Consider the following 25,299-nt stretch of genomic DNA (forward strand, 5'->3'; position numbering starts at 1 on the left):
ACAATCCGGATCGAATCGGGCCCGGCGGGGCTGCCGTTCAGCTCCGACGCGACGCAAGCGGCCCAGCGACTTACGATCGAACGGCAATCGACCGCCGACCGCATCGGTTGCGGCTTTCGCCCAGGAATCCGTTGTCCGGAAACCAATTTCGCGGCGTCGGGGCGGGACGATACACAGCGCGGCGATGCCGTCCGGATAGCCGAAGCGGGTGATCGATCGGCCGCTCACTATCGTCAGCCGCCGCGCGGCACCGAGAGGACGTGGTTGATGAAGTCCGCGAACGCGTCCATGAATTTGCTCAGGAACTGCTCGGTGCTTGCGTTCGTGACCGCACCCTCATCGGTGATCAGGTCGGCGGTGAATTCGATGTAAGCCTCGGGGGAGGTCATCTGCGGTGAATCGCAATAGCCGAGCACACTGCGCAGGTGTTGCTGACCCACTGCGGTGCCGATTTTGCCGGGCGAGGTGCCGATCACCGCCGACGGTTTACGGGAAAATGAGTTCGTCCCCCAGGGGCGACTCGCCCAGTCGATGGCGTTCTTCAAGCTGCCCGGGATACTGCGGTTGTACTCCGGTGTCACGAACAGCACCGCGTCCACGGCGGCGATCGCTTCCTTGAGCGCGCGCCCGGCCGGCGGGTAATCGGTGTCGAAGTCGCGGTTGTACACCGGTAGATCCCGGATCGGGATCTCGACAAACGTCAGGCTCTCGGGGGCCAAGCGGATCAACGCCTTGGCCAATGTGCGGTTGATGGACTCCGCCGACAAGCTGCCGACGAGGTAGCCGACCGTATAACTGTTCACTGCATTACCCACTTCCCGGATCGGTATCGACACCGCGGATCACCGCACACTTCGACGGTCCCCCACCGCGTCGTGGCTGCCAAGGCCTTGCCCGAACGGGCGCAAGTCGATAGCGACGCCGCGCGCAGGTATGAAGGCGTCGAGCAACGGTGGTCAGCGGAATCGATTGCGATACCGGGTTGTGCTCTCGTCGCGGACGGTCGCGGCGAAGTCCAGGCGCTCACCCCGCCGGTAACCGGCCACCCCAAGTGCCACGACGAGGGCACCCGACACCCAGGCCGTCCAGGCGGCGGTGTCCCCGGTGAACCCGCCGACCCATGGTGCGAGGAACAGCGCGAATCCTGCGCAGGCAAGCGTCAGAAAGTCGTGTGTGGGATCGACGGCGAGCAGCGACCAGACGGCGAACACGGCCGTCAGCCCTCCCAGGCCAATCGTGACGGCGACCCCGGCTGCGGTCGTGTGCGCCGCGATGCCCAGGAGCACGCAGGCGAGGCCGACGACGAGTGCCGCGCGCCCGATCCAGAAGCTCAGCGCGCTTCGCGGCACTTGGCCGCTGCCGATCTCGTTGACGCCGTACTCGGTTGCCGGCTTGCCGCCCACCCAGCCGATGCCGCCGAGGATCATGGCGACGGCCCCGGCCGCCCAGCACATCCAGGAAGCCCCGAGATCGGCGTTGTAACCGTTGCCGAGGAACGGGACGATGAACATGCCCAGGCCGACGACGAGCAGGCCCCAGTGATCGGGGGTGCGGTTGCGGGCGAGGACGGCCAGCAATCCAAAGAAGGCGATGAACGCGCCGAAGCCGAACCCGAAGCCTTCCCCTACCCTCGTCGAGCTGGCCGCGAACGCCGCCACAACGGCGCAGACGCCGACCGCTACTGCGGCCCAGCCGATCCATGGTCTACCTGGCGTCATAGAACCGGAAGCTCCTTATATGACACCAGTTTCCACGCACCGATCAGCCGCGATCGCAAACCCTCAGCCATCAGCGCCCCAATCGGTTGATGCGATACCGCCTACCCATTACCGCGCATCGATAACGGCGGTTCAGATATTGGACGCGTCGGCGGGAAAGTCCGGCCCCGGTTGTGGCGGGTCGACCGGGACACCAGGGACGGCAGCATTCGTCAATCCGAGGGTGTAGGCGGTCATCGACATGGATCCGTACGCATAGCCGTCGACGAGGATGTCGAGCTGGTCTGAGGCTGCTGTGGGGATGCCGGCCAATCCGGCGAAGTACAGCAACGGTATGAAATGGTCGGGTGTCGGCACCGCGGACCGGTAGTCGGCGTGCTCACGCAGCCGCGCGACGCCGGCGGGGTCAGACAGCATCAGGGCCTTGGCGTCCTCGTCGAACCGTTTGGCCCAGTCGTACCCCTTGTCGCCGAGGCGCCAGTCCATTGCCCGCAGATTGTGCACGACATTGCCGCTGGCGATCACCAGCACGCCACGGGATCGCAGTGGCGCCAGCTTCGCGCCCAACTCAAGGTGGTAGTCGAGCGTCTGGTCGGCGTTGATCGACAGCTGGACCACCGGAATGCCCGCGTCCGGGAAGGCGTGCACCAGCACCGACCATGCGCCGTGATCGATTCCCCAGCTGTCGAGATCAGCGCCCACCCACGTCGGATGTGCCATCTCGGCGATCTCATCGGCGAGGCCGGGCAGGCCGGGCGCCGGGTATTGCACCTTGAACAATTCCGACGGGAACCCGTAGAAATCGTGGATGGTGCGGGGCCGCGCCATGGCGGTGACGGCCGTAGCATTGATGTACCAGTGCGCGCTGACCACCACAATGGCGCGCGGACGCGGTACTGCTTGCCCGAAGGCTTTCCACGCCGATGTGTAACGGTTGACCTCGATCGCGTTCATCGGGCTCCCATGTCCGATGAACGCCGCCGGCATTGCGGGAGCCACACCTCTTTGTACGCCGGCAAGATCCTCTTTGTACTCCGGCAAGATGGGATCGATGGGGGCGCAGACGGCTTTGACGTTGCTGCTCTGTGCCGTCGCGGCCATCGTGCTGGTCAACTGGATCAGCGAGCGCACCGGCCTGCCCAGTGCGACGCTGCTGGTTCTCGTCGGCATCGGTTATGCGCTGATGCCGGGGCCGAACATCAGCCTCGAGCCCGATGTCGTGATGACCTGCATCTTGCCGCCCCTGCTGTTCAACGCGGCGCTGGAATCGTCGCTGGTCGGCATTCGCCGCAATCTGCGCACCGTCATCAGCCTGTCGGTGGTCCTCGTCCTGCTGACCGCGGCGTCGGTCGGCGTGGCGTTCGGCCTGCTCGTCAGTGGCGCGACGCTCGCGGTGGGCATGGTGCTGGGCGCTGCGGTGGCCCCGACCGACCCGGTGGCCGCGCTCGCCGTCGCGCGCAAGGAAGGCCTTCCGCTCAACATCGTCACCCTGATCGAGGGCGAGGGGCTGCTCAACGACGCGACGGCGCTGACCACGCTGTCGGTGGCCATCACGGTAGCGCGCGGCGCTGCGTTCTCGGTGCCCTCGGCGATCCGGGAGTTCGCGCTGGCGGCCGTGGGCGGGCTGCTGGTGGGGGTGGTGTTCGCGTACTGCCGGCGTCTCCTTCGCCGGTGGAGACAGGACGTACTGACGGCCAATGCGATCTCGCTGGCCACCCCGTTTGTCACCTATCTGGTGGCCGAGGAGCTTTCCGCCTCCGGCGTGTTGGCGGTCGTGGTGTGTGGACTGATCGTCGGTCACGATTCGCCGCGGCTGGAGTCGGGGGCGACCCGGTTACAGACCCGGGCGGTCTGGCGGCTGGTCAACTTCCTGCTCGAAGGCCTGGTATTCTTGCTGATCGGCCATCAGCTGCCGGCCATTCTCGACGACCTGGGCGGCTACCAGCTGTCGACGATCGTCGTGGCGGTCAGCGTGACCGTCGCGGTGGTGCTCGTGGTGCGCCCGCTGTGGTTGCTGCTCACGCAGTCGCTTCCGCAACCGTTGCGGACCCGGCTCGGCAACGTCTCCCGCTCCGATGGCGCCGACGCCGAGGCGGCCCGTCGGCGAGACCGCAACTCCGAGCGCCTCAGCGGCCGCGAAGTCTTCGTGTTGAGCTGGGCCGGCACCCGCGGCGTGGTCAGCCTTGCCGCGATTTTCGCGGTTCCCTTCGTGACCGACGGCCACGCGCCGTTCCCAGACCGGGACCTACTGCTGTTTTGCACCCTGGTGGTCGTGCTGGTGACGCTGATCGGGCAGGGCATCACGTTCGGTCCGCTGGTGCGCGCCCTCGGCTTGCGCGCGGACGCCACCGACGAACTGCGGCTGCGCAACCGGGCTCGCGCGGCCGCCGTGCAGGCCGCGCTGGACAGGCTCGACTCGCTGGACCAACAGGACAGCGCCGACGTGGATCCCCGAGTGATCGACAGTGTGCGTCAACAGCTGTCCGCACGCCTCGAGCGATATCGGCACCGGCTCGATCTGTTGTCGGACGCCGAGGAGACGCCCACCTCCCCCGGCTACTACGAGGCCGCCGTCGGGATACGCCGGGCGGCCATCGACGCCCAGCGCGACGAACTCGTGCGCTGGCGTGACGCGGGCATGCTGCCCGACCAGAGCCTGCGCGCGATTGAACGCGAACTCGATCACGAAGAGGGCACGCTGCCGATGCGGCCGCCGCGAGTACGCCGGAATAATCAAAGACCTTGATTTCCAGCCTATTTGACACAACCTAGGATTGCGCCAGCCAGGCCAGCGCGGCGACCGTCAACGCTTGGGTGCCGGTGTCGAGCGTGGGCTGGATGACGGGGGCGAACCGCGGCGAATGGTTGACGGGAATGTCCTCGGCGACGCGGCCCGCCGACTCGGCGTCGTGATAGGTGCCGGGATCGATTCCGCCGATGCCCCAATAGCTGTAGGGGGCGTCGAGTGCGTTGGGGATGTCGCTGAAGTCCTCGCTCGCGGTCTGCGGCGCAAGCTCGCCTGCCCGGTCGCCGAAGTAGCCGTCGAACGCGGCGCGCACCCGCGCGGTGGCCGCGGGATCGTTGTCGGTCGCCGGAAAGTGGTCCATCAGCTCGAATTCGGGCTTCTTCGGGGATCCGGATGCCTGGCATTCGGCGGTGACGATGCGCCGGATCGCGTCGAAGATTCTGCTGCGGGTCTGGTCGTTGTAGGTGCGCAGGTTCAGTTCCAGCACCGCGCGGTCGCCGATCACATTGCTCTTGGTGCCGGACTCGATCCTGCCGATGGTCAACACCGCGGCCTCGGCGGGGGCGATCTCGCGCGAGACGATGGTCTGCAACCGGATCACGATCATGGCGGCCAGCACGACGGGGTCGACGGTCGCCTGCGGCATCGAGCCGTGTCCACCGCGGCCATGCACGGTGATCCGCATGCTGTCGGCGGTCGTCAGGACGGGTCCGGGTCGCGTGGCCACCCGACCCGCCGGGAACGGAAGGACATGCTGGGCCAGGGCGACGTCGACGTGACCGACGAGCGTCGCCAGGCCCGCGTCGACCATGCGTCGTGCGCCATCTCCGACTTCCTCGGCGGGCTGGAATAGCGCGATCACGGTGCCGTGCCAATGCGCACGCGCCCCGGCGAGCAGCGAGGCGGCGCCGAGCAGGCAGGTCACGTGAACGTCGTGCCCGCAGGCGTGCATCACCGCCCGGTCGTTGCCGTCCGCATCGGTGGCGGTGACGGAGCTGGCGTACGGGAGCCCGGTGTCTTCGGCCACCGGCAGCGCGTCCATGTCCGCGCGCATCAGTACCGCCGGACCGCCGCCGTTGCGCAGGATCCCGACGACGCCGGTGCCGCCGATGCCCTCGTGTACGTCGTAGCCGGAGCCGCGCAGCCGTTGGGCCACCGCCGCGGCGGTGTTGTGTTCTCGGTGCGACAGTTCCGGATGCTGATGCAGGTTGCGGTAAAAGTCCTCCTGCCAGCCGCGGACGTCGGCCAGGCCCGCGAGCACCGCCGAGTCACTGTTCATCGAATCGGTCCTCCCTGGTGCGGCGACGATTGACGAAAAGCCTTGCGGGCGACCAGGTGTCGGCGGCGGGCAACATCCAGCCGCGCCGCTGCGAAAGCCAGCACAGCACGGTTCCGGTCAGCGCTCCCACCAATAGCCCTGGCGTCGGATGGTTGTGGTAATTGAAGAGCACCAGCACACCGCTGGCGGCGAGCGCGCAGGTGGCGTACAAGGTGTTGCCGCCGAAGATGCCCGGCACCCGGCGCATCACGATGTCGCGCGTCGCGCCGCCGCCCACCGCCGAGATCGTGCCCAGCAGCAGCGCGGCCAACCAGCCGAGCCCGACGGCGAGCGTCTTGTGCGCACCGGTCGCGGCCCAGCAGCCCAGTGCGAGCGCGTCGACGATCGGCCACACCCCGTTCCACACCCGGCCCTCGACCCCGAACACGAACGCGATCGCCGCTCCGGCCAGCGCGGTCAGCAGGTAGGCGTAGTCGGTGAGGGCGACGGGCGTGCCGTGCTGCAGCAGGGTGTCGCGGATGATGCCGCCGCCCAGCCCCGACAGCACAGCGAGCGCGGCAAAGCCGACGGGATCCAATTTCTCTTTGCGCGCGACCACGCCGCCCAGAAGCGCGTTGCCGAACACACCGGTCAGGTCCACCGCACGGAACAAGTCCGTCATCGTCAGTTCGGAGAGCACCACACCGACCGGTTTACCCACTCGGGGCACTCGCTCAGGGCTGGCCAGGCTTGAGCCGCACGAACAGCGCGTCGGCTTCGGTCAGCAACTGATCGCCGTCGGTCAACCGGCCCGACACGAAGATCTTGCGCCCGTCCACCCGGTCGACGCCCGCGTCGAACTGCAGTTCCTTTTCCACCGGGACGATGTGGCGGTAGTCGATCTTGAGGTATGCGGTGCGTTGCCGCGGGTTGCCGGTGAGCACCGCGGCCGACAACCCGAGAACGGAGTCGAACAGCATGCCCAGCGCCCCGCCGTGCACGGCGCCATTGCGGCCCAGGTGGAACCGGGCGAACCGGGCCCGCCCGTGAATTCGGCCGTCCTCGCCCTTCTGCGCCGACATCGGGATCGTCAGGATGTTGCCGCGCATCGGCAGGTCGATCCGCCGGCCCGACGGCGACGCCCACTCGTCGGCGTCGAACGGCGCCAGCAGCGACGACACCTTCTCCAGCAGGTCAGCGGCCTCGGTGATCACCTCGTCGGGGGCGTCGGCGGCCCGGGCGTGGTCCTGCAACGAGCGCACGGCGTCGATGAACCTGCCGTAGTCGGGCCCGCCCTTGGTCGTCGGCTCCGGCGGGTTGAACCCGCCGCCGGGGTGTCGCTGATGTTCGGCCACCACAACACCGTATTGCCCGGCGGAGGGGCTTTCGCGCGGTGGTTAGACGGGCTGCTGCGCCCCCGCGGCCGACAACGTTTCGAATTCGTCGTCGGACAGCTCGATCTGGGCGGCGGCGACGTTTTCCTCCAGGTGCGCGACCTTGGACGTGCCCGGGATCGGCACCATCACCGGCGAGCGCTTCAGCAACCACGCCAACGCCAACTGCGACGGAGACGCGTCGTGGTCGGCGGCGATGCGCTGCAGCGGCCCGTCGGGGGCGGCCAGCGGCCCGGCGGCCAGCGGGAACCAGGGAATGAACCCGATGCCCTGTTTGGTCGCGGCGTCCAGCAGCGGCTCGGCGCCACGGGCCGTCAGGTTGTACATGTTCTGCACCGACACGATCTCGGTGATGCGCAGGGCCGCGTTCAGCTGGTCGACGTTGATCTCGGACAGGCCGATGTGGCGGATCTTGCCCTCGTTCTTCAGGGTGAGCAGCTCGCCCACCTGATCTTCCAGCGGGAAGTTCGAGTCGATGCGGTGCAGCTGGAACAGATCGATGGTGTCCACCCCCAGCCGGCGCAGGCTCATCTCGCATTCCTGGCGCAGGTAGCTCGGATTGCCCAACGGAATCCAGATATCCGGGCCGGTGCGCAGCAGCCCCGCCTTGGTCGCGATCACCAGACCCCCATGAGACGAGTAGGGGTGCAGCGCCTCGCGGATGATGTCCTCGGACACGTAAGGGCCGTAGGAGTCGGCGGTGTCGATGAAGTTCACCCCGAGTTCGACGGCCCGGCGCAGCACCCGGACGCATTCGGCGCGGTCGTCGGGCGGGCCCCACACGCCCTTCGCCGTCAGGCGCATGGCGCCGAAGCCGAGTCGGTTGACGGTCAGGTCGCCGCCGAAGGTGAAGGTTCCGGAGGCCCCTGCAACAGTTTTCGAGTTTTCTGCGGTCACTTTTACGACCGTACGCGCCGAATGCGGCCGCGCATCCCGGCGTGGCAAGCTGAGCAGGTGGACCTGCGAGCGCTCGAGGAACTCCCGCTGACCTATGCCGAAGTGGGGGCGACGGCTTCCGGTGAACTGCCCGCCGGATACGACCATCAACACGCCGAGCGCCAAATCGGCACGGGCGAACAGCGTTTCGAGCAGGCCGCGGCCGCCGTCATGCGCTGGGGCATGCAGCGCGGGTCCGGGCTGCGGGTGCAGGCCAGTTCGGAGATCGCCGTCGTCGACGCGGTGGTGGTGGTGAAGATGGGCTTTCTGCCGGCGCCCTGTCGCGTCGTCTACGTCGTCGACGAACCCGACATCCGCGGCTTCGGCTACGGCACCCTGCCGGGCCATCCGGAGTCCGGCGAGGAACGCTTCGTGGTTCGTCGCGACCCGGTGACCTCGGCGGTGTACGCGGAGGTGTCCGCCTTCTCCCGGCCCGCGACCTGGTGGAGCAAGGCCGGCGGGCCGGTGGTGAAGGTGGGTCAGCGCCTCATCGCCAAGCGCTACCTGCGCGCGGTCTGACGGCTAACGCTATCCACCCCAGCGGGACAGCAATTCCTCTGCGCCCGTGCACATCTCGTCGATGACGTCGGCCACCGACGCGTCGTTGCGGATCATCCCGACGCCCTGGCCGGCGTCCACGGGCGCGATCCGGCAGTCGCCCGCGTCGATCGCGGCGGCCAGTTCGTCGCAGGCCCCCGCGTCCAGCGCCTCCTCGTGGCCCGTCCAGTGCTCGACGAAGTCGTTGGCCAACACCCGCGACGGGAACCGCGCCGGCCAGGGCAGCCCCTTGGCGACGTCGAAGACCCGGGTGACCGCGGTGTCGGTTTCGGTCGCCGTGACCAGGGCCCGACGGCCGGTGTCACCGGTCAGCGCCTCCGGGCATGCCGACAGCCGGGTGCCCACCCACGCTCCACTGGCACCGGCGGCCAGTACCGCGGCCAGGCTGCGCGCCGAGGCGACACCGCCGCCGGCCAGCACCGGGACGGAGACGGCGCCCAAAACGGCGTCCAGCAGCGGCAGCAGCCCCAGCTTGTCCTCGCCGTGTCCGCCGCCCTCGGAGCCCCGCGCGACCAAAATGTCGACGCCGGCATCGACGGCCTGGCGCGCCCCCGTGCTGTCGTAAACCTGTGTGACGGTGGGGATTCCGGCGTCATGCGCCTTGACGACCCACGACCATTCGGTGCCGAAGCTCACCGATAACAGCGCGGGCCGTGCGGCCAGCGCGTCCTCGAGCAGTCCGGCCTCGTTGCGCATCACCCAGTCGACCATGCCGATGCCGAACCGCCCGTCGACGTGCCGGAGTTGCTCGGCGAGCAGCTCTTTGGTCGCGACGCTGCCCATGCCGACCATGCCGAGGCCACCGGCGGCGGTGACCGCCGCGGCCAGGCGGCCGCCGGCGACCCCGCCCATCGGGGCGTTGACGATGGGGACCCGCAGACCGAAATTCGTTGACCAGTGTGTCGACAGCATCGACAGCTAGTGCGCCGAGGGAATGGTCTTCAGCACGGTCAGCAGGACCACCGAGTCGTCGACCGCGTGCAGGGCGTGACGTTCGGGCGGAATCGCGACGTACTCACCGGCCTTGCCGTCCCAGGCGTCGCCGCCGGTCGTCAGGCGCACGTGGCCCGTCAGCACTTGCAGCGTCGCCTCACCGGGGCTGTCGTGTTCGGACAGGTCGTGACCGGCCAGCAGGGCCAGCACCGTCTGGCGAAGCTCGTGCGTGTGACCGCCGTGAATGGTGTGGGCGGCCCGTCCGCTGTGCGATTGCTTGGCTTCGGCGATCTTTTCGGACGAGAGGTCGGTCAGCGAGATGGATTCCATAGTGGGTCCTTCGGAGTTGCAAGGCCGGCACGGGCCTTGAGGGTTGCCGTTAACCGCTCAGTAGCAGTATCCCCGCCACGACGAGGCCGATGACTTTGACCGTCTCCAGGGCGACATAGGCGTAGTGGGCGCGAGAGCGCGGTCCATCCGATCCGGCGAGCACCTTGTCGGCACGACGCGTCAGTGCGGGACGCACCGCGATCAGCTGGATGGCCAATGCGGCCACGGCGACGGTGATCGCCACCGCGACGCCCCCCGGGGCGGGGCCGGCCACCACGATGGCCCCGACGACGAGGGCGAAGGCCACCTCGACGGTGTTGAGCGCGCGAAAGACCAGCCGCCCGATGCCGAGCCCGACCTGCAACGTCACATTGGGCGCCCGGAATTTCAGCGGGGCTTCCAGGAACGAGATGGCCAGCACCATGCCGAGCCAGATGAAGGTCAGCGCAACGGCAACCGCTGTGCCGGTGCTCATTCGGCCGCCCCTTGCAGCGTCAGGTGAGCCAGACACAGATCCGGCTCGACGAACGGGTCGAGCCGGTCGACCGAGACGGGCGCTCCCCAGGTTTCCATGGCTCCCTGCATGAGGCCCAGGTGCACCGGGCAGACGACGCTCGAGGCGTTTTCGGCCAATTCCAGAAAGGGGCAGTGCCGCAGGCCGACCTGCTGCTCGCCGTTGCTCACCCGGCGCTCGGGCGCGAAGCCGAGTTCGTCGAGCACGTCGATCAGGTGGGCGATGGCCTCTTCGGCGCCGTCGGCGCCGTCGGGCACCGGGTGCAGTTCGGCGTCCATCTTCTGCCCCCAGGCGCGGCCCGCGGCCAGGGCCTTGGGCCCGGGATCGCGCTCGGTGGCGAAGGCCGTGGCCAGGATCTCGGCCAGCAGCCGATAGTGCCGCGGCCCACCGCGATCCATCTGCCGGACCGCGCGAAACATCAACGGCGGACGCCCCGGCCCCTTCCGATCCAGTTCGACATTTTCCACCTGCCCGTCAGCGACCAGGCCGTCGAGGTGGAAGCGGACGGTGTTGGGGTGCACGCGCAGCACGGCGGCGATTCCGGCGATGCTCATCGGATCCGCCTGCGCCCGCAGCAGCCGCATCACGGCGCGCCGCCGGCCGGCCGATTCCCCGGTTGACGAGTCCTGCGACTTCTGGGAATCGTCGGATTTCACAGGGCCCCTCCCGCTTCTAGTCCTTCACGCCCCGTCCGAATGGCTGGCACTGGGCTGGCCCGCCACCAGAGGTGTGTCGACACCGAGCGGCCCGACCTTGCCGGCCCCACCCGGGGATCCCAGGGGGGCGTCGCGACCCGGCAGCGTTTCAGCGAAGAACGCCTCATTGTCGGCCAGATAAGGTTTGAGGTCCTCAGGCAGGTCATCTTCGTAGTAAATCGCTTCCACCGGACATACCGGTTCACACGCGCCGCAATCGACGCATTCGTCGGGATGAATGTAGAGCGCCCGGCCGCCTTCGTAAATGCAATCCACGGGGCATTCGTCGACGCAAGCGCGGTCCATCACATCGATGCATGGCTTCCCGATCACGTAGGTCATACGCTAGAGTTTACACAACATAACTTGTAAAAACTAGAGCACAGGTCGGAGAACCCATGGCCGCCAACGAACTTGACGTACGCCAGCTGCGCAAGCCGGACAAGCACCCGACCATCTTCGCGTCCTACGCCGCGCTGAACGTCGGAGAATCGTTCGTTCTGGTCAACAACCACGACCCCAAGCACCTGCACGACGAATTCGAGGCCGACTATCCGGGCGGCTACGACTGGGAGTATCTGGACAAGGGCCCCACCGAATGGCGGATCCGGATCGGTAAACTCATCGACACCCCACCCCCGGTGCGCCAGCCCGGACGTCTCGAGCTGGCCCTGGAGCCGCTGGAAAGCTCTGCGCGGCAGGAGATCTGATGCCAGGACAACGAGCAGGTTCCGAACTACCGCTACCGTCCTCGAGCCGCGCCGACGACGCGGTCGCCGGCCATTGGCTGCTGGCGCGGCTCGGCAAGCGCGTGCTGCGCCCCGGCGGCGTCGAGCTGACCCGCACCCTGCTGTCGCACGCGAGGCTGAGCGGGGCCGACGTCGTCGAGCTGGCACCCGGCCTGGGCCGCACCGCAACGGAGATCGTGGCCCAAGGGCCGCGGTCGTACGTCGGTGCCGAGGGCGACCCCGACGCGGCCAACGTGGTGCGCCGCGTGCTCAGCGATCTCGGTGCGCAAAACGCGGCCGTCCGGGTCGCGGACGCGGCCGCCACCGGATTGCCGGACGCGAGCAGCGATGTCGTCATCGGCGAGGCGATGCTGAGCATGCAGGGCGACGCGGCCAAAGGGGCCATCGTCGCCGAGGCGGCGCGGGTGCTGCGGCCGGGCGGCCGCTACGCCATCCACGAACTCGCCCTCACCCCGGACAATGTGCCGGAGGAGATCAGCACCGATATCCGGCAGGCGCTCGCCCGGGCGATCAAGGTGAATGCGCGTCCCTTGACGGTCGCGGAGTGGTCGAAACTGCTCGCGGAGCACGGATTGGTGGTCGATCAGGTCGCGACCGCGCCCATGGCACTGCTGCAGCCGCGCAGGCTGGTGTCCGACGAGGGGCTCCTCGGTGCGCTGCGATTCGCCAGGAACGTGCTCGTGCACCGCGGTGCCCGTAAGCGGGTCCTGACTATGCGCCGCACGTTCCACAAACATCGCAAGCAACTGGCCGCCGTCGCCATCGTCGCCCACAAACCGGCGCCGGCGGACACCGCCTGACAACCGCTGCAGCGCTTTGACCTTCGCCTTTGCACCCCTGCCTACTTTGGGCCGGTTCCGCAACCTCTGCGTGACGGTTTAGTTACGTCCCCTGACAAAACTTGGCTGCGGCAGTTGCGGGAGAACAAAGGAGCTTGCCGGTTATGGGTGCTACCCCACCGTTGTTGACGGATTCCGACCTCGATGCGTTGGCGTCGGATTTTCTGCAGTCGCACTACCTCGGGTCCATCTACGCCGATTGGTCACCGGATCGACGGCTCGACATGTTCCTGCGGCGGCGCGGTCTCGACCGGGTGGCCAACGACGGCGACCTGTCGCACCACGTCCTGGAACGCATCATGGCCCGCGGCCGCGCCACGCTGGCGCGGCACTGATCGGCCCGATTTAGACCAGGTAGGCGATCCGATGACCAAAAACCTTAAAAAAGCGGGATTTTGCACGGCGAAAATACCGGCCAACGCATTGGTACAGACGTACTATTGTGCCCTAGAGCGCAACGCACCTCCGGGGCCGGACGAGGCATTGCGGCTAGCGGGGAGGGGACGATGAATTCACCGAAATGGACAGTTCATTGGCCGCAGCGCAGGCCGACGGCCACGATCTACCAGTTGACCGATCGCCTCCACAAAGGACACGTCGCTCGCGTTCCCGCACACCAGATCACGGCGACGGTCGCGGCGTGGCTGGCCGACCTGGGAGCCGACAGCCCGTTGGTGGACGAACTCGAGCGCGCCGTCTGTGGCGGCGACTGGGCGGTCGCACACGCGCTGAGCGAGTGCCTGTCCATCGAGATCGCGGTGGCCGACTAGTCAAGTCGTCGTCCAGCAAAGCGCCGTTCTTAATCGACATTATTGCTGGTTTTCATCAATAGTTTTGTTGACGTATATCGGCGTGCCCAACAGTAGCGGGCGTGTCCGACCTCCCGACACAAACAAAGTATCCGCAGGCCTCGCGGGGCAGGCGGGCGTCGCACTACCCCGGTGACGACCGCGAGCAGGCGATACTCGCCACCGCCGAACGGCTGCTGCAGGAAAGGCCGCTGGCCGACTTTTCCGTCGACGACCTAGCAAAAGGCGCCGGGATATCGCGGCCCACCTTCTACTTTTATTTCCGGTCGAAGAACGCGGTGCTGCTGTCGCTGCTGGACCAGATGAACAACAAGGCCCAGGCGGCGCTGCGGGCGCTGGACGTCGTGTCGTCCGGTGACCCCGAAGCGATCTGGCGGGCGCGTATCGAATCGTTCTTCGAGGTCTCCGGATCGCACCGGGCGGTCGCCGTCGCGGGTGCCGCGGCCAAGGCGACCAACCCCGAGGTGCGGCAGCTGTGGTCCGCACTCATGAACAAGTGGATCGCCTACACCACCATCGCGATCAGGGCCGAACGCGGTCGTGGCGCCGCCCCCGACACCATCCCCGCCGGCGAGCTGTCCGTGGCGCTCAACATGCTGAGCGAGCGGATGATGGCCGCGACGTTCACCGCCGAGGACCAGGCGATCCCCGAAGACCGGGTGATCGACACGCTGCTGCACATCTGGCTGGCCAGCATCTATCAGCGCTGAGACAGCGCCCGTGCCGCGCGGCCCAGGGCCTCGTCGATCAGCCGGTCGGCGGCACCGAAGTACATCGGCGACGGCTCCTTGCCCACCAGGTCGGCGATCGACCGCTGCTCCCCCGAAACGTCTGCCGCATCGAGGTTTTCGGCCATGCGCTGCGCGTGCACGGTCAACCCGGCGAGCAGCTCGCCGCTTTGGGATGCCGCGACGAGGGTGCGGCGGGCCAGGGTGCGCAGCGTGTCCCATTCGGCGTGCCAGGCCCCGTCGGGGCGCTCGTCGTTGGCCAGCGCCGCCGCCGTGTGCATCGTCGCGGCCAACGGCGGCGCGGCGATGGCCGCCCGGCGGATCAGAATGGACAGCACCGGGTTTCGCTTGTGCGGCATCGACGACGAGCCGCCGCGGTTGGCGGCTGCCGGCTCGCCGAGCTCGGCGATCTCCGGGCGGGCCAGGGTGACGACGTCGGAGGCGATGCGGCCCCAGGCGTCGGTGCAGCCGACGAAGGCATCGGCGGCCGCGGTGATGGGTGCGCGGGCGGTGTGCCAGGCCGGCCTGTCCTGCAGACCCAATGTGGTTGCGGCGCTTCGCACCAGCAACAGCGAGACGCCGGCCGGGTCGTCGGTACCGGTGAGCAATGCGGCCAGCTCTGTCGTTGCGGCCAATGTGCCCGCCGCGCCGCCGATTTGGATCGGCGTGGTCAGCGCGGTCGTGCGCTCGAATGCGTCGACGATCCCGGTCAGCCAGCTTGCGGCCTTGACACCGAAGGTGGTGGGCGCGGCGTGCTGGGTGAGGGTGCGGGCCAGCATCGGTGTGTCCCGGTGTCCGGTGGCGAGCTCGGTCAGCGTGGAAATCTGCTGTCTCAGTTCGGTTGTCAGGTCGTCGGCGACCCCGCGCACGGCCAGCATCAGGCTCGTGTCCAGGACGTCCTGGCTGGTGAGGCCGCGGTGGATCCAGGGCGCGATGCCCGGTTCGGCCCGCTGGCGCAGCAGCTTGACCAAGGGGATGACCGGATTGCCGCCGTCCTCGGCGGTGACCGCGAGCGACTCACAGTCGGTGTGCGTGACCAGGTTCCACAGGTCCGCTTCGGCGCACCCGGCGGGCGCGAGACCGGCGGACGCCAGCGCGTCCAGCCACGCGCATTCCGCCGCGATCATCGATCCCAGCAGCGCCTCGTCGGTCATGTGCTCGCCGGCGCGATGGTCTCCCGGCCACAACAGGTTGCTCATCGCGCGCCTTCGGAGTATGCCAGGAACACGGTCTCGGCCGGGCCCTGCAGGTGGATGTCGAAACGGTAAGCAGCGCTGTCGTTTTCGGCGACGCAGAACAATGTGGACCGGCGCTCGGCGTCGGCCGCCGCCAGCAGCGGATCGGCGTGCGGCTCGGCGCCGGGCAGATAGGCCCGGGTGAACAGCCGGTTCAGCAGCCCCCGGGCGAACACGGTGAGCGCGAAGAACGGCGGACGACCGGCGGTCGCCGATCCGGGCGCCAGGGTGGTGAAGGAGTAGCGTCCGGCGGCGTCGGTCGCGCAGCGCCCCCAGCCGGTGAATACCGTGTGGTCGCGGCGCAGCGAACCGGCTTGCCGCGGAACGCCTCCCGCACCGTCGGGCTGCCACAGTTCCACCAGTGCGTCCGGAACGGCGGCGCCGGCCCCGTCGTACACCGCCCCGTGCAGCCGGATGGCCTGCGGATGGCCGTCGTCGACCAGCAGGTTGTCGTCGGGATAAGGCAATCCCAAATCCAGGAAGGGGCCGACGGTTTGCCCTGGCGTGCAGGCTGATTCAGTCATGCTCGGCCTCGGTCGGGGTTCGTGCGCCACCGGCCAACACGATGTCCCAGCGGTACCCGGTCGCGTACTCCGGCTCGGTGACGGCGTGGTCGTAGCGGGCGATCAGCCGTTGCCGCGCGGCGGGATCGAGGATCGACTGGAAGATCGGGTCCAGCTCGAACATCGGGTCGCCCGGGAAGTACATCTGGGTGACCAGGCGCTGGGTGAAAGTCGTTCCGAATACTGAGAAATGGATGTGCGCCGGGCGCCACGCATTGTGGTGGTTTCGCCACGGGTAGGGGCCGGGCTTGATGGTCAGGAAGCGGTAGGTGCCGTCCGGCCCGGTCAGACAGCGGCCCGCCCCGATGAAGTTCGGGTCGAGCGGCGCGGGGTGCTGGTCGCGCTGGTGGCGGTAGCGCCCGCCGGCGTTGGCTTGCCAGATCTCCACCAGCTGGCCCGCCACCGGCCTGCCGGATTCGTCGAGTACGCGCCCGGTCACCACGACGCGCTCCCCGATCGGCTCGCCCGGGTGACCGGCCGTCAGGTCGGCGTCGAGCGGGTCGACGTCCTGGTGGCCGAAGCACGGCGCCCAGCGTTCGACGCCCTCGGGATCGACGACGACCAACGGTTGCTTTGGATGGCGCAGGATCGTGCTGCGGTACGGCGGATAGTCGAGCCGCGGCTGCTGGACATGCCCGACTCCCCCGGCGGCCTGGTATTGCGCTGCGATGCGGGCGATCTCCGCCGTGATGTCACCCTGAGAAGCGACACACTCGGGGCTCATGTGCCGTGAGGCTACTCTCGGTGGCCCACCGAATCCCGCAAGCGGGCGGTGTCGTCGGTCAGAGAGAGCGCACCAGCGCCGCTCGCCCCTTGGTGCGCATCTTGTAGGTGGCCGAGCCGCGGTATTGCTCCATCCTGGCGGCCATCTTGTTGCCCAGCTCCTCGAGCTCCGCGTCGGTGATCCGCACTTCCGGCGGAGCGGGAATCATGTCGCGCTCCTCTTCGTCGGCGTGCGCCTCCAGCACGGTCTTGAACGAGTTCCACTCGTCCTCGTAGCCGGGCGCGCTCTGCGGCGTCCGCAGCAGCACGGAAAGCTGGTCTACCACCTGGCGGTGCTCGGCGTGGGCGACCGCGATCAGCTTGCTGGCATCCTTGAGCGCCGGGTAGTACAGGTCGTCCTCGATGCGAAAGTGGATGTCGAGCTCGATCAGCAGGTCGTCGAAAAGCTCATGCCGCTCTTCGGAATTCACCGGTGCGTCGCTGATCTTGCGGCCGAGGCCCTTGATCACGACGTGGTGTTCCTTGAGCACGTCATAGGCGTTCAATTGGCTCCTCCTTTTGCGATTCCTGCCGCGCCACCGGGAAGGGGCTGCTGCTCGCCACGGACCTCGACCACTCCGTCGACCAACCGGGCCTCGTAGCACGGCAGCGGCGCTGCCGCCGGGCCACGCACAACTTCCCCGGACTCGGCGGCGAACCATGAGCCGTGCCAGGGGCATACCAGCCGGCCGCGGTCCATCCAGCCGTCGGACATCGGCGCGGCCAGGTGGGGGCAGAATTCCCCGTACGCCGCGACCTCGCCGGGCTTGGTCTGGCAGACCACCAGGCCCACCCCATCGACCTCAACACGTACCGGCTTGCCGTTCAACGAACTTGCGGGCAGCACCGGCGTCCAGGTGGAGGTGCGCAACCGCGGGCCGGACTGGTCGATGCCGATCCCGGACTCGAAGACCAGTGCGCCACCGAGGTAGCTACCGGCCACGGTGATGCCATAGCCCAGGGCGGTCAGCAGGATGCCGCGTCCGTGGCGCCCCTTGCGCCGGTCCCACCAGGACTGCATGTACAGGGCGGTGGCGGCCAGGTTCACCAGGCCGTGCACCGCGCCGACCCGGCGGTCCTCCTCGTGGGTGTGCTGCCAGTCGGTGACGCCGGTGACGGCCGAGCCGAGGCTGGCCAGGATGCCCACCCCGAGCGCGCGCGACGCGAATCGCGATGCGTCGACGACCTCGGATGCCGGCTGGCCGGGCAGGATGCTGAGCGCGTCCAGCGCCACCGTCGTCCCGAGCGCGCCACTCGTCAGCGACGCCAGCGGCGGGTGCACCGGGTGACCGAGCCATACCCCGTTGAGCGCGTTGGCGACGGTGTTGCGGGCGCCACCGAGCCCGTTGTAGGCGAAGCTGAGCAGGTGTTCGAACCGATAACTCGGTCGATCAATCCACTCCTGGCGCCCGATAACGGCCAGAACCTTCGATCCGACCTGCTGCAATCGACCCCCTCGTGGCCGACCCACCATGGCACCAGTTCCTTCCTCGGATCAGCGGAAAACGACGGTTTATTACCGCAGAACCGAACGGTTACCCCTTGTTTACGCCGCGCTCACATGCGCGGAATGGCTGTCGTGACCCACCGTAGCCGCGGCCTTCCGTCTTTTAATTGTGTGCAACCTGTGAATTAGCACCAAGCATTCTTGTAGAAACCTGGCGGTGTGGCTTGCCAGGTGATTGACCGGCGCCGAAGACTGCGAGATTCTACTGAGCGGAGAGTAGTTCTGTAAGACAGAGAATCGCTGAGGGACCATGGCAGACCATCGCGGCGCATTGGCCGAGGTCTTCGAGAACGTGCGCCGGGGCATGATCCCCGCACACATCTACAACGACCGGGAACTGTTCGCGCTGGAGAAGCAACGACTGTTCAACCGGGCGTGGACGTTCGTGGGACACGAGTCCGAGATCGGCCAGGACGGCGACTACGTGGTGCGCCGCGTGCTCGACGACTCGTTCATCATCACCCGCGATTCGCAGGGCACCGTGCGGGCGCTGTTCAATATGTGCCTGCATCGCGGAATGCAGGTCTGCCGCGCGGAGATGGGCAACGCCTCCAACTTCCGCTGCCCGTATCACGGCTGGACCTACCGCAACGACGGCCGGCTCACCGGATTGCCGTTTCACCGGGAGGCCTACGGCGGCGACGAGGGATTCGCCAAGGACCAAACCCTGTTGCCCGCACCGAATTTCGCGAGCTACAACGGCCTGCTGTTCATCAGCCTCGATCCGAAAGCCGAACCGCTGGAAGACTTCCTGGGCGACTTCAAGTTCTATCTGGACTACTACACCAAACAAAGCGCCGGCGGTGTCCAGGTGCGGGGGCCGCAGCGCTGGCGGATCAAGGCGAATTGGAAGATCGGCGCGGAGAACTTCGCCGGCGACATGTACCACACCCCGCACACCCATGCGTCGATCGTCGACATCGGGCTCTTCCGCGAGCCGAAAGCCCAGAAGCGCAAGGACGGTGCCACCTATTGGGCGCACCGCGGCGGTGGGACCACCTACAAACTTCCGCCGGGCGGTTTCGAGGAGCGGATGCGCTACGTCGGCTACCCCGACGACATGATCGGCCGGATCAAAGACGTGTGGACGCCCCGACAGCAACGGGTGGTCGGCGAGGACGGATTCATGATCTCGGCAGCGACGTGCTTTCCGAACCTCAGCTTCGTGCACAACTGGCCCAAGGTGCACGACCGCGAGGACCAGGTGCTGCCGTTCATCTCGATCCGGTTATGGCAGCCGATCAGCGAGAACGAGACCGAGGTCTGCTCGTGGTTCGCGGTGGACTCCGCCGCTCCCGCACAGTACAAACAAGACTCGTACAAGGCCTATTTGATGTGCTTCGGGTCGACCGGCATGTTCGAACAAGACGACGTGGAGAACTGGGTGTCGCTGACCACCACCGCGGGCGGTTCCATGGCGCGACGGCTGCTGCTGAACAGCCGGATGGGCCTGCTCGCCGACGACCGCCCCGTTATCGAAGCCTTGTCCCCCAGTGCTTTCCACGGCCCCGGACGCGCCCAGGTCGGCTACAACGAGCACAACCAGCGGGCGCTGCTGAACATGTGGGCCGACTACCTGCAAGGGGTGCCCGCATGAGAAAGCCGTTGCCGTGCCTGCCATTTAGCGACACTCGGCACCTGGAGGCGCATCGGTTCCTGGTGGACGAGGCGTACCTGCTCGACGCCCAGCAGTACGAGGCGTGGCTGGACACGCTGACCGACGACGTCCGCTACGTCATGCCGGTGCGCGTCACGACCGCACGCGGCGCCGGATTCGACGCTTCGCCGGAAAGGGGGCCCCGCATGGACCATTTCGACGAGGACAAATACTCGTTGTCCCAGCGGGTCGCACGGATGGGCACCGAGCACGTGTGGGCCGAGGACCCGCCGTCGCGGCTGCGGCATTTCATCACCAACGTGCGCACCTTCGCCGGTGACGACGAGGCCCACCTGGTGGTCGAATCGGCCGAACTGCTGTTCCGCAGCAGGGGCGACGTCAACGACAGCGCTCTGATGTCGTGCGGGCGCCAGGACGTGTTGCGCCGCTGCGATGATCGGTGGAAGCTGGCCCGCCGCACAATCATCGCCGACGAGTCGGTGCTACGGATGCAGAACCTGGCGGTGTTCCTGTGAACGACGAACTGCAGCAACTGCTCGACGGCGCGGTCGGCGAAGCGATCAGCGTCGCAAACGAATTCACCGAGGTCGTGGTGCGCCGGGTCGACACCCGCAACGGATCGCGCCTGCTGATCAGCGCGCCCAGATCCGGGCAGTGGATCACCCTGGACGCGCTGGAGGTCGAGGCATTGACCTGGCAGAACCCCCGTACGCTGGCCGCCATGGTCGGCAATTCGCATGCGCCACTGCTGCCCGACGAGAGCGACGCCCAGCCGTGACCGGCTGGTTGGAGGGCAGGCGCGCCCTCATCGTGGGCGCCGGTTCGGGGATCGGCCGTGCCGTGGTGGCTGCGTTCGGCGCAGAGGGCGCGAATGTTGCTGTGCTGGAACGTGATCCGAGCAAGTGCGACGCGTTGCGCCAGCAGTTGCCGCAGGTGCCGGTGGTCGAGGGTGACGCAACCACCCACGAGGCCAACGACCGCGCCGTCGCCGCGGCGGTGGACGCCTTCGGCGGGCTGGACACCCTGGTCAACTGTGTCGGGGTCTTCGACTTCTACCGGGGGGTGGGCGACATCGAGGCCGACGCACTCGCCGACGCGTTCGACGAGATGTTTCGCACCAACGTGCTGAGCCATCTGCAGTCGGTGAAGGCCGCTATCCCGGCGCTGCGACGCGCGAGGGGCTCCTCGATCGTGCTGACCGAGTCCGCGTCGTCGTTCTATCCCGGGCGCGGTGGCGTGCTCTACGTGTCGTCGAAATTCGCGGTGCGCGGTCTGGTCTCGGCGTTGGCGCACGAACTGGCACCGGACATCCGGGTCAACGGCGTGGCGCCCGGCGGCACCCTCAATACCGACCTGCGCGGCCTGTCCAGCCTGGGGCTCGACGAGACGCGCCTGGACGACAGCCCGGACCGGGCGCGAGACGTCGCCGCGCGCACACCCCTGCATGTCGCGCTCACCGGCGAGGACCACGCGTGGAGTTATGTGTTCCTGGCGTCCGAGCGGTCCCGCGGGATCACCGGCGAAACCGTCCGGCCCGACGGCGGATTCGGGCTGGGCCCGCGATGACGGACCTGGATCAGCAGCGCGCCCTGGTGGCGCAGGGCTGTCGCGTCGCGGCGGCCCGCGGGCTGGTCGACGGCATCCTCGGCCACCTGAGCCTGCGGGTCGACGACGAGCGCCTGCTGGTGCGCTGCCGAAGCGGGGCCGACACCGGGGTGGCCTTCACCCGGGCCGACGACATCCGGCTGATCAGATTCGACGGCACCGCCGGTGCTCCAGGCGAACTCGACGGGTATCACGTTCCCAACGAGCTGCCGATCCACGTCGAGACCATGCTGGCCGACCCGGGCCACGTCGCAGTCGCGCACCTGCATCCCCCGGACGTGGTCGCCGCCGATCTGGCGGGCATCACGATCCGGCCGATCTACGGCGCCCATGACATTCCCGGCGCCTGGCTGGCGCGCGGCGGTGTGCCCGTCTACGAACGCGCTGTGCTGATCCGGAATTCGCGGCTGGGCAAGGAAATGGTGGCGGCGATGCGCGGCCGGCCGGTGGTGATCTGCCGCGGGCACGGAATCACCAGCGCCGCCGCCACGGTGCCGCAGGCGGTGCTGCAGGCGATCAGCCTCGATGCACTGGCCCGGATGTCGTTGCGGGTGCGCGCGGCCGGCGGCACCCTGCGTGACATCGACGACGCTGACTGGGAGGACCTGCCAGACCTGGGGCCTGCGTTCACCGCCGAGGCGGCCTGGCGCCACGAGGTGGCACGGCTTGCCGATTACGAGAGCTGATCGCCAATCTCCTTGGCTGCGGCCACAAGTGCGGAGGCCACCGCGGGATACCGGGAGGCCGCCAGCCGGTTTTGCGGCGCGGCGGCGTTGAGCGCGAGCCGCAGCCCGGGCGCGCGGGTCGGGATCGGCACGGCGACCGACGCGACGCCTTCCTCACTCTCTTCCCGGTTGGTGGCGTAGCCGCGCTCGCGGATGCCGGCGAGCTCGGCTTCCAATTCGGTACGGCTGCCGATCGAATGCGAGGTGATGCGCTTCAACTGCTCGCGCGGCAGCAGCGCGCGCAGTTCCGGTTGCGGCAACTGGGCCAGCATGACCTTGCCCGTCGAGGTGCAGTGGGCCGGCATGGCGCGGCCCAGCCGCGACGCCACCCGCACCGCCGCGGGCCCCTCCACGGCGGCGACGAAGCGGACACTGGCGCCGTCGAGCATGCCGACGTGCACCGTTTCGCGCAGTTGTTCGCTGAGGCTGCGCATGACGGGCGCGGCGGATCGCGCGATGTCGATGCGACCGAAGATGGCGAACGCCACCCCGGTCAGCGAGGGACCGGGCAGATAGGCCTTGGACACCGGGTCCTGGCGGACGAACCCGCGGTAGGCCAGCATCGCCAGCAAGCGATGCGCGGTCGACGACGCCACGCCCAGGTAGCGGGTCGCCTCGCTCAACCGGATCTGGGGCTGTTCACCCAACAGCAGCAACAGCTTGAGCGCATTGTCGACCGACTCGATCGGATACTGCGGCGCAAGCGAATCGGCGACGGGCGACGCCGCGGCATCCCCGGCGTCCGGCTCACGCTTGTGTGACATGGATCCACGGTAACCAGTTATAGGCGCGGCTTCGTATTATTCTCGGCATCGTGAGCGGGGCTATTCACGCTGGATACCGCCGTTACGTCGCCATCGGTGACAGCCAGACCGAGGGCCTGTGGGACGGCGACGACACCATCGGCCTGCTCGGATTCGCCGACCGGCTCGCGGTGATCGTCGATGCGCTCTATCCAGGCCTGCAGTACGCCAACCTTGCGATCCGCGGAAAGCGGATCGGCCACGTGCTCACCGAGCAGCTTCCGCAGGCGCTGGCGATGCGGCCCGACCTGATCACCGTCTGCGCCGGCATGAACGACGTCATCCAGCCCGGGCGATCCTTTGCGCCCGCCCTGGCCGACCTCGAGCACATCTACGCCGCGCTGGCCGGTTCGGGCGCGACGGTGGTGACGACGACCTTCCCGAACGTCGCCCAGTTCCTGCCGCTGGGCCGACTGGTGGCGGGGCGGCTCGCCCGGATCAACGGGGCCATCAGCGCGGCGGCCCATCGCTACGGGTTCCGGCTCGTCGACCTGTACAACGCGCCGTCGATGCGCGAGTTGGACACCTGGGCCATCGATCGGGTGCACGCGTCCACCAAGGGCCACATGCTGTTCGCCGCCGCGGCCGCCGAGGCACTCAATTTGCCTGACAGCAACCATGATTGGGCGTGGGGCGGCCTCAACCCCACGCAGCGTTCCTTCGCGGCGGGCACATTCGAGCAGTTGCGCTGGGCGCAGGAAAGCTTCGTCCCGTGGATCTGGCGGCGGCTGCGCGGACTGTCGTCGTACGACGGACGCGAACCGAAACGCCCGCGACTGGAGGGGCTGGACACCCCGAGCGAGTTCAAGCGCACACCTTAAGCCACGGATCCGCGACCGGTCAGGCATCCTTGACGCATGAATCTGGAGCCCTTGCTGCACTCGATTCCGCCGCTCGCGGTCTACCTGGTGGTAGGCGGGGTGGTCGGGATCGAAAGCCTGGGCATTCCCTTGCCGGGCGAGATCGTGCTGGTCACGGCGGCGCTGATGTCGTCGCACCATGACCTTGCCGTCAATCCAGTCGGGGTCGGCGTCGCCGCGGTGATCGGCGCGGTGGTCGGCGATTCGATCGGCTACGCGATCGGCCGCCGGTTCGGCATGCCGCTTTTCGACCGGCTCGGCCGGCGGTTCCCGAAACATTTCGGGCCCGGCCACATCGCGCTCGCCGAAAAGTTGTTCGACCGCTGGGGTGTTCGCGCCGTCTTTCTGGGCCGCTTCATCGCGCTGCTACGAATTTTGGCCGGCCCGCTGGCGGGGGCGCTGAAGATGCACTATCCGCGGTTCCTGGCGGCCAACGTCTCGGGTGCCATCTGCTGGGCCGGCGGCACGACCGCGTTGGTTTACTTCGCCGGAATCGCCGCCGAGCGCTGGCTGGAGCGGTTCTCCTGGATCGGCCTGGTGATCGCCGTCGTGGCCGGGCTCACCGCTGCAATCCTGTTGCGGGAACGCACATCCCGGATGATCGCGGAATTGGAGGCCGAACATTACCGCAAGACCGGCACCACCGCGTCCGACACCGTCTGACTAGACGACGTCGCCGGTGTCCGCCACCAACGGCGGCCGGTGTTCTTCGATCAAGGTGCGGGCCATCTTGCGGGCGCGCAGCGCGGCATCCAGGTCACCGACGGCGGCCAGAATGATCGCGCCCTTCATCAAAATGTGCCAGGACGAGGCGAATTCCTCGACGTCGGTCAAGGCGGCCGCAACGGCACGGCCCCGCACGATGTCGCGGACGCGGTCGATGTGTGCGATGCAGGCCTGACCGGCCGGGTGATCGGGCCCCACCTCGAGCAGCACATTGATGAATGAGCAGCCCTCATAGCGGTCGCTGAGCCGGAACCACTCGTGCATGACGTCGAAGATCGCCAGCAACTGTTCCTCGGGAGTGTTACCGCGCCGGCGCGACTGCTCCTCAATCAAACCGCGGGTCCAGAGCTCCTCGCGGCGCTCCAGCACGGCCAGCACCAGATCGCTCTTGGTCGCGAAATGGCGGTACAGCGTCGCCTTGGCGACACCGGCCCGTGCGATCACCTCGTCGGTGCCCACCGCGCGAATGCCACGCCGGCTAAACAGGTCATATGCGGCGGTCAGTACGCGTTCGCGAGGCGACGCGGTGGGTGCTCCGACATCCGGAGTTGTCATACAGGACTTAACGTACTCTTAGGCCCCCACCGGTAGACAGACCGCCCTGTCTCGTTATACAAAAGAGATTCGCATCCGCGAACAGACAGTCTGTCTTCAGACATTAGGACGGGCATCCATCGGGGCGTCTCAG

The 25,299-nt window shown here is 67.9% G+C and carries 33 protein-coding genes; 14 read left to right on the top strand and 19 right to left on the bottom strand.

Features of this window, described 5'->3' with window-relative positions; all coding sequences use genetic code 11:
* Positions 1-233: 233 nt before the first annotated feature.
* The 3 genes from A5760_RS09080 to ygiD form a co-directional block, all read right to left on the bottom strand.
* Positions 234-803 (bottom strand): NADPH-dependent FMN reductase, encoded by a 570-nt coding sequence (locus A5760_RS09080; RefSeq protein WP_064879842.1) that lies wholly within the window; start codon positions 801-803, stop codon positions 234-236.
* Positions 804-956: 153 nt separating this feature from the next.
* Positions 957-1,718 carry an SPW repeat domain-containing protein gene (locus tag A5760_RS09085; protein ID WP_064879844.1) on the bottom strand — a complete coding sequence of 254 codons (762 nt, stop codon included), beginning with the start codon at positions 1,716-1,718 and terminating at the stop codon, positions 957-959.
* Positions 1,719-1,850: 132 nt separating this feature from the next.
* Positions 1,851-2,705 (bottom strand): 4,5-DOPA dioxygenase extradiol, encoded by an 855-nt coding sequence (gene ygiD / locus A5760_RS09090; protein ID WP_064879846.1) that lies wholly within the window; start codon positions 2,703-2,705, stop codon positions 1,851-1,853.
* Between the two features lie 55 nt (positions 2,706-2,760).
* Between ygiD and A5760_RS09095 the strand changes: the two genes are divergently transcribed.
* Positions 2,761-4,464 carry a Na+/H+ antiporter gene (locus A5760_RS09095; protein WP_064879848.1) on the top strand — a complete coding sequence of 568 codons (1,704 nt, stop codon included), beginning with the start codon at positions 2,761-2,763 and terminating at the stop codon, positions 4,462-4,464.
* Positions 4,465-4,486: 22 nt separating this feature from the next.
* Here the strand turns inward: A5760_RS09095 and A5760_RS09100 are convergent, their stop codons facing one another.
* Genes A5760_RS09100 through A5760_RS09115 form a run of 4 tightly spaced genes read right to left on the bottom strand, consistent with a single transcriptional unit; the run spans position 4,487 to position 8,013 of the window.
* Positions 4,487-5,743 carry an amidohydrolase gene (locus tag A5760_RS09100; RefSeq protein ID WP_064879850.1) on the bottom strand — a complete coding sequence of 419 codons (1,257 nt, stop codon included), beginning with the start codon at positions 5,741-5,743 and terminating at the stop codon, positions 4,487-4,489.
* Positions 5,733-6,443 (bottom strand): trimeric intracellular cation channel family protein, encoded by a 711-nt coding sequence (locus tag A5760_RS09105; protein WP_231122588.1) that lies wholly within the window; start codon positions 6,441-6,443, stop codon positions 5,733-5,735. The genes A5760_RS09100 and A5760_RS09105 overlap by 11 nt, the downstream gene beginning before the upstream one ends.
* Before the next feature lie 13 nt (positions 6,444-6,456).
* Positions 6,457-7,080, bottom strand: a complete 624-nt coding sequence (locus tag A5760_RS09110; RefSeq protein WP_064879853.1) for a PaaI family thioesterase — start codon at positions 7,078-7,080, stop codon at positions 6,457-6,459.
* A 39-nt stretch (positions 7,081-7,119) separates the two neighbouring features.
* The gene (locus tag A5760_RS09115; RefSeq protein WP_064879855.1) at positions 7,120-8,013 is read right to left on the bottom strand and encodes an aldo/keto reductase; all 894 of its coding nucleotides are present in this window, start codon (positions 8,011-8,013) and stop codon (positions 7,120-7,122) included.
* Between the two features lie 57 nt (positions 8,014-8,070).
* On the opposite strand from A5760_RS09115, the gene A5760_RS09120 reads away from it, so the two are divergent.
* Positions 8,071-8,571 carry a DUF1990 family protein gene (locus tag A5760_RS09120; RefSeq protein ID WP_064879921.1) on the top strand — a complete coding sequence of 167 codons (501 nt, stop codon included), beginning with the start codon at positions 8,071-8,073 and terminating at the stop codon, positions 8,569-8,571.
* Between the two features lie 9 nt (positions 8,572-8,580).
* On the opposite strand, the gene A5760_RS09125 is transcribed toward A5760_RS09120, so the two are convergent.
* The 5 genes from A5760_RS09125 to fdxA all read right to left on the bottom strand — a co-directional run bounded on the left by A5760_RS09125 (position 8,581) and on the right by fdxA (position 11,424).
* On the bottom strand, positions 8,581-9,522 hold the full coding sequence (locus A5760_RS09125) for an NAD(P)H-dependent flavin oxidoreductase (protein ID WP_064879857.1): 942 nt from the start codon (positions 9,520-9,522) through the stop codon (positions 8,581-8,583).
* A 6-nt stretch (positions 9,523-9,528) separates the two neighbouring features.
* Positions 9,529-9,873 carry a cupin domain-containing protein gene (locus A5760_RS09130; RefSeq protein WP_064879859.1) on the bottom strand — a complete coding sequence of 115 codons (345 nt, stop codon included), beginning with the start codon at positions 9,871-9,873 and terminating at the stop codon, positions 9,529-9,531.
* A gap of 49 nt (positions 9,874-9,922) precedes the next feature.
* Positions 9,923-10,348 (bottom strand): hypothetical protein, encoded by a 426-nt coding sequence (locus A5760_RS09135; protein WP_064879861.1) that lies wholly within the window; start codon positions 10,346-10,348, stop codon positions 9,923-9,925.
* The gene (locus A5760_RS09140) at positions 10,345-10,971 is read right to left on the bottom strand and encodes a helix-turn-helix transcriptional regulator (protein ID WP_231122591.1); all 627 of its coding nucleotides are present in this window, start codon (positions 10,969-10,971) and stop codon (positions 10,345-10,347) included. The genes A5760_RS09135 and A5760_RS09140 overlap by 4 nt, the downstream gene beginning before the upstream one ends.
* A gap of 96 nt (positions 10,972-11,067) precedes the next feature.
* Entirely contained in the window at positions 11,068-11,424 is a 357-nt protein-coding gene (fdxA, locus tag A5760_RS09145; RefSeq protein ID WP_064879865.1) for a ferredoxin, read from the bottom strand.
* Between the two features lie 56 nt (positions 11,425-11,480).
* Between fdxA and A5760_RS09150 the strand changes: the two genes are divergently transcribed.
* The 5 genes from A5760_RS09150 to A5760_RS09170 all read left to right on the top strand — a co-directional run bounded on the left by A5760_RS09150 (position 11,481) and on the right by A5760_RS09170 (position 14,189).
* A complete protein-coding gene (locus A5760_RS09150; RefSeq protein WP_064879867.1) occupies positions 11,481-11,792 on the top strand; it encodes a DUF2249 domain-containing protein in 312 nt (103 codons plus the stop codon).
* Positions 11,792-12,631 (top strand): class I SAM-dependent methyltransferase, encoded by an 840-nt coding sequence (locus A5760_RS09155; protein WP_064879869.1) that lies wholly within the window; start codon positions 11,792-11,794, stop codon positions 12,629-12,631. The genes A5760_RS09150 and A5760_RS09155 overlap by 1 nt, the downstream gene beginning before the upstream one ends.
* A gap of 164 nt (positions 12,632-12,795) precedes the next feature.
* A complete protein-coding gene (locus tag A5760_RS09160) occupies positions 12,796-13,005 on the top strand; it encodes a hypothetical protein (protein WP_196772041.1) in 210 nt (69 codons plus the stop codon).
* A 171-nt stretch (positions 13,006-13,176) separates the two neighbouring features.
* Complete coding sequence (locus tag A5760_RS09165; protein ID WP_064879873.1) at positions 13,177-13,440, top strand: hypothetical protein; 264 nt, start codon at positions 13,177-13,179, stop codon at positions 13,438-13,440.
* Positions 13,441-13,541: 101 nt separating this feature from the next.
* The gene (locus A5760_RS09170) at positions 13,542-14,189 is read left to right on the top strand and encodes a TetR/AcrR family transcriptional regulator (RefSeq protein ID WP_064879875.1); all 648 of its coding nucleotides are present in this window, start codon (positions 13,542-13,544) and stop codon (positions 14,187-14,189) included.
* Here the strand turns inward: A5760_RS09170 and A5760_RS09175 are convergent.
* From A5760_RS09175 to A5760_RS09195, 5 genes are read right to left on the bottom strand one after another with little or no spacing between them, the layout of a single operon-like run.
* Entirely contained in the window at positions 14,180-15,406 is a 1,227-nt protein-coding gene (locus tag A5760_RS09175; protein WP_064879877.1) for a lyase family protein, read from the bottom strand. The genes A5760_RS09170 and A5760_RS09175 overlap by 10 nt on opposite strands.
* Positions 15,403-15,966, bottom strand: a complete 564-nt coding sequence (gene pcaG / locus A5760_RS09180; protein WP_064879879.1) for a protocatechuate 3,4-dioxygenase subunit alpha — start codon at positions 15,964-15,966, stop codon at positions 15,403-15,405. The genes A5760_RS09175 and pcaG overlap by 4 nt, the downstream gene beginning before the upstream one ends.
* Positions 15,959-16,729, bottom strand: coding sequence for a protocatechuate 3,4-dioxygenase subunit beta (gene pcaH / locus A5760_RS09185; protein WP_064879881.1), 771 nt, complete (start codon positions 16,727-16,729; stop codon positions 15,959-15,961). Before pcaH ends, pcaG begins: the two co-directional genes overlap by 8 nt.
* A gap of 58 nt (positions 16,730-16,787) precedes the next feature.
* Positions 16,788-17,273: a hemerythrin domain-containing protein gene (locus tag A5760_RS09190; RefSeq protein ID WP_064879883.1), complete on the bottom strand. Its 486-nt coding sequence runs from the start codon at positions 17,271-17,273 to the stop codon at positions 16,788-16,790.
* Positions 17,270-18,241, bottom strand: a complete 972-nt coding sequence (locus A5760_RS09195; RefSeq protein ID WP_064879885.1) for a Rieske 2Fe-2S domain-containing protein — start codon at positions 18,239-18,241, stop codon at positions 17,270-17,272. The genes A5760_RS09190 and A5760_RS09195 overlap by 4 nt, the downstream gene beginning before the upstream one ends.
* 283 nt (positions 18,242-18,524) lie before the next feature.
* Between A5760_RS09195 and A5760_RS09200 the strand changes: the two genes are divergently transcribed.
* The 5 genes from A5760_RS09200 to A5760_RS09220 are packed head-to-tail and all read left to right on the top strand — an operon-like array spanning position 18,525 to position 22,183.
* Positions 18,525-19,871 carry an aromatic ring-hydroxylating dioxygenase subunit alpha gene (locus A5760_RS09200; RefSeq protein ID WP_064879887.1) on the top strand — a complete coding sequence of 449 codons (1,347 nt, stop codon included), beginning with the start codon at positions 18,525-18,527 and terminating at the stop codon, positions 19,869-19,871.
* Entirely contained in the window at positions 19,868-20,407 is a 540-nt protein-coding gene (locus A5760_RS09205; RefSeq protein WP_064879889.1) for a 3-phenylpropionate/cinnamic acid dioxygenase subunit beta, read from the top strand. The genes A5760_RS09200 and A5760_RS09205 overlap by 4 nt, the downstream gene beginning before the upstream one ends.
* Positions 20,404-20,670 (top strand): hypothetical protein, encoded by a 267-nt coding sequence (locus A5760_RS09210; protein WP_064879891.1) that lies wholly within the window; start codon positions 20,404-20,406, stop codon positions 20,668-20,670. Before A5760_RS09205 ends, A5760_RS09210 begins: the two co-directional genes overlap by 4 nt.
* A complete protein-coding gene (gene hcaB / locus A5760_RS09215; RefSeq protein WP_064879893.1) occupies positions 20,667-21,458 on the top strand; it encodes a 3-(cis-5,6-dihydroxycyclohexa-1,3-dien-1-yl)propanoate dehydrogenase in 792 nt (263 codons plus the stop codon). Before A5760_RS09210 ends, hcaB begins: the two co-directional genes overlap by 4 nt.
* Positions 21,455-22,183 carry a class II aldolase/adducin family protein gene (locus A5760_RS09220; protein ID WP_064879895.1) on the top strand — a complete coding sequence of 243 codons (729 nt, stop codon included), beginning with the start codon at positions 21,455-21,457 and terminating at the stop codon, positions 22,181-22,183. The genes hcaB and A5760_RS09220 overlap by 4 nt, the downstream gene beginning before the upstream one ends.
* On the opposite strand, the gene A5760_RS09225 is transcribed toward A5760_RS09220, so the two are convergent.
* Entirely contained in the window at positions 22,171-22,986 is an 816-nt protein-coding gene (locus A5760_RS09225; protein ID WP_064879897.1) for an IclR family transcriptional regulator, read from the bottom strand. The genes A5760_RS09220 and A5760_RS09225 overlap by 13 nt on opposite strands.
* A 50-nt stretch (positions 22,987-23,036) precedes the next feature.
* On the opposite strand from A5760_RS09225, the gene A5760_RS09230 reads away from it, so the two are divergent.
* A complete protein-coding gene (locus tag A5760_RS09230) occupies positions 23,037-23,846 on the top strand; it encodes an SGNH/GDSL hydrolase family protein (RefSeq protein WP_064879899.1) in 810 nt (269 codons plus the stop codon).
* A gap of 36 nt (positions 23,847-23,882) precedes the next feature.
* Positions 23,883-24,548, top strand: coding sequence for a DedA family protein (locus A5760_RS09235; RefSeq protein WP_064879901.1), 666 nt, complete (start codon positions 23,883-23,885; stop codon positions 24,546-24,548).
* On the opposite strand, the gene A5760_RS09240 is transcribed toward A5760_RS09235, so the two are convergent.
* Complete coding sequence (locus A5760_RS09240) at positions 24,549-25,166, bottom strand: TetR/AcrR family transcriptional regulator (protein ID WP_064879903.1); 618 nt, start codon at positions 25,164-25,166, stop codon at positions 24,549-24,551.
* Positions 25,167-25,299 lie beyond the last annotated feature (133 nt).

This window comes from Mycobacterium colombiense (genome assembly GCF_001665835.1).
In the GTDB taxonomy this organism is placed as follows: Bacteria; Actinomycetota; Actinomycetes; order Mycobacteriales; family Mycobacteriaceae; genus Mycobacterium; species Mycobacterium colombiense_A.

Excerpts from the sequence above, each read along its gene's own strand:
- A5760_RS09150 (WP_064879867.1), top strand. The coding sequence starts at position 11,481 with ATGGCCGCCAACGAACTTGACGTACGCCAGCTGCGCAAGCCGGACAAG.
- A5760_RS09125 (WP_064879857.1), bottom strand. The coding sequence starts at position 9,522 with ATGCTGTCGACACACTGGTCAACGAATTTCGGTCTGCGGGTCCCCATC.
- A5760_RS09200 (WP_064879887.1), top strand. The coding sequence starts at position 18,525 with ATGGCAGACCATCGCGGCGCATTGGCCGAGGTCTTCGAGAACGTGCGC.
- A5760_RS09100 (WP_064879850.1), bottom strand. The coding sequence starts at position 5,743 with ATGAACAGTGACTCGGCGGTGCTCGCGGGCCTGGCCGACGTCCGCGGC.
- A5760_RS09135 (WP_064879861.1), bottom strand. The coding sequence starts at position 10,348 with ATGAGCACCGGCACAGCGGTTGCCGTTGCGCTGACCTTCATCTGGCTC.
- A5760_RS09195 (WP_064879885.1), bottom strand. The coding sequence starts at position 18,241 with ATGGTGGGTCGGCCACGAGGGGGTCGATTGCAGCAGGTCGGATCGAAG.
- fdxA (WP_064879865.1), bottom strand. The coding sequence starts at position 11,424 with ATGACCTACGTGATCGGGAAGCCATGCATCGATGTGATGGACCGCGCT.
- A5760_RS09140 (WP_231122591.1), bottom strand. The coding sequence starts at position 10,971 with ATGCGGCTGCTGCGGGCGCAGGCGGATCCGATGAGCATCGCCGGAATC.
- A5760_RS09220 (WP_064879895.1), top strand. The coding sequence starts at position 21,455 with ATGACGGACCTGGATCAGCAGCGCGCCCTGGTGGCGCAGGGCTGTCGC.
- A5760_RS09155 (WP_064879869.1), top strand. The coding sequence starts at position 11,792 with ATGCCAGGACAACGAGCAGGTTCCGAACTACCGCTACCGTCCTCGAGC.
- A5760_RS09240 (WP_064879903.1), bottom strand. The coding sequence starts at position 25,166 with ATGACAACTCCGGATGTCGGAGCACCCACCGCGTCGCCTCGCGAACGC.
- A5760_RS09225 (WP_064879897.1), bottom strand. The coding sequence starts at position 22,986 with ATGTCACACAAGCGTGAGCCGGACGCCGGGGATGCCGCGGCGTCGCCC.
- A5760_RS09205 (WP_064879889.1), top strand. The coding sequence starts at position 19,868 with ATGAGAAAGCCGTTGCCGTGCCTGCCATTTAGCGACACTCGGCACCTG.
- A5760_RS09085 (WP_064879844.1), bottom strand. The coding sequence starts at position 1,718 with ATGACGCCAGGTAGACCATGGATCGGCTGGGCCGCAGTAGCGGTCGGC.
- A5760_RS09130 (WP_064879859.1), bottom strand. The coding sequence starts at position 9,873 with ATGGAATCCATCTCGCTGACCGACCTCTCGTCCGAAAAGATCGCCGAA.
- ygiD (WP_064879846.1), bottom strand. The coding sequence starts at position 2,705 with ATGCCGGCGGCGTTCATCGGACATGGGAGCCCGATGAACGCGATCGAG.
- A5760_RS09235 (WP_064879901.1), top strand. The coding sequence starts at position 23,883 with ATGAATCTGGAGCCCTTGCTGCACTCGATTCCGCCGCTCGCGGTCTAC.
- A5760_RS09095 (WP_064879848.1), top strand. The coding sequence starts at position 2,761 with ATGGGATCGATGGGGGCGCAGACGGCTTTGACGTTGCTGCTCTGTGCC.
- pcaG (WP_064879879.1), bottom strand. The coding sequence starts at position 15,966 with ATGACTGAATCAGCCTGCACGCCAGGGCAAACCGTCGGCCCCTTCCTG.
- pcaH (WP_064879881.1), bottom strand. The coding sequence starts at position 16,729 with ATGAGCCCCGAGTGTGTCGCTTCTCAGGGTGACATCACGGCGGAGATC.
- A5760_RS09165 (WP_064879873.1), top strand. The coding sequence starts at position 13,177 with ATGAATTCACCGAAATGGACAGTTCATTGGCCGCAGCGCAGGCCGACG.
- A5760_RS09175 (WP_064879877.1), bottom strand. The coding sequence starts at position 15,406 with ATGAGCAACCTGTTGTGGCCGGGAGACCATCGCGCCGGCGAGCACATG.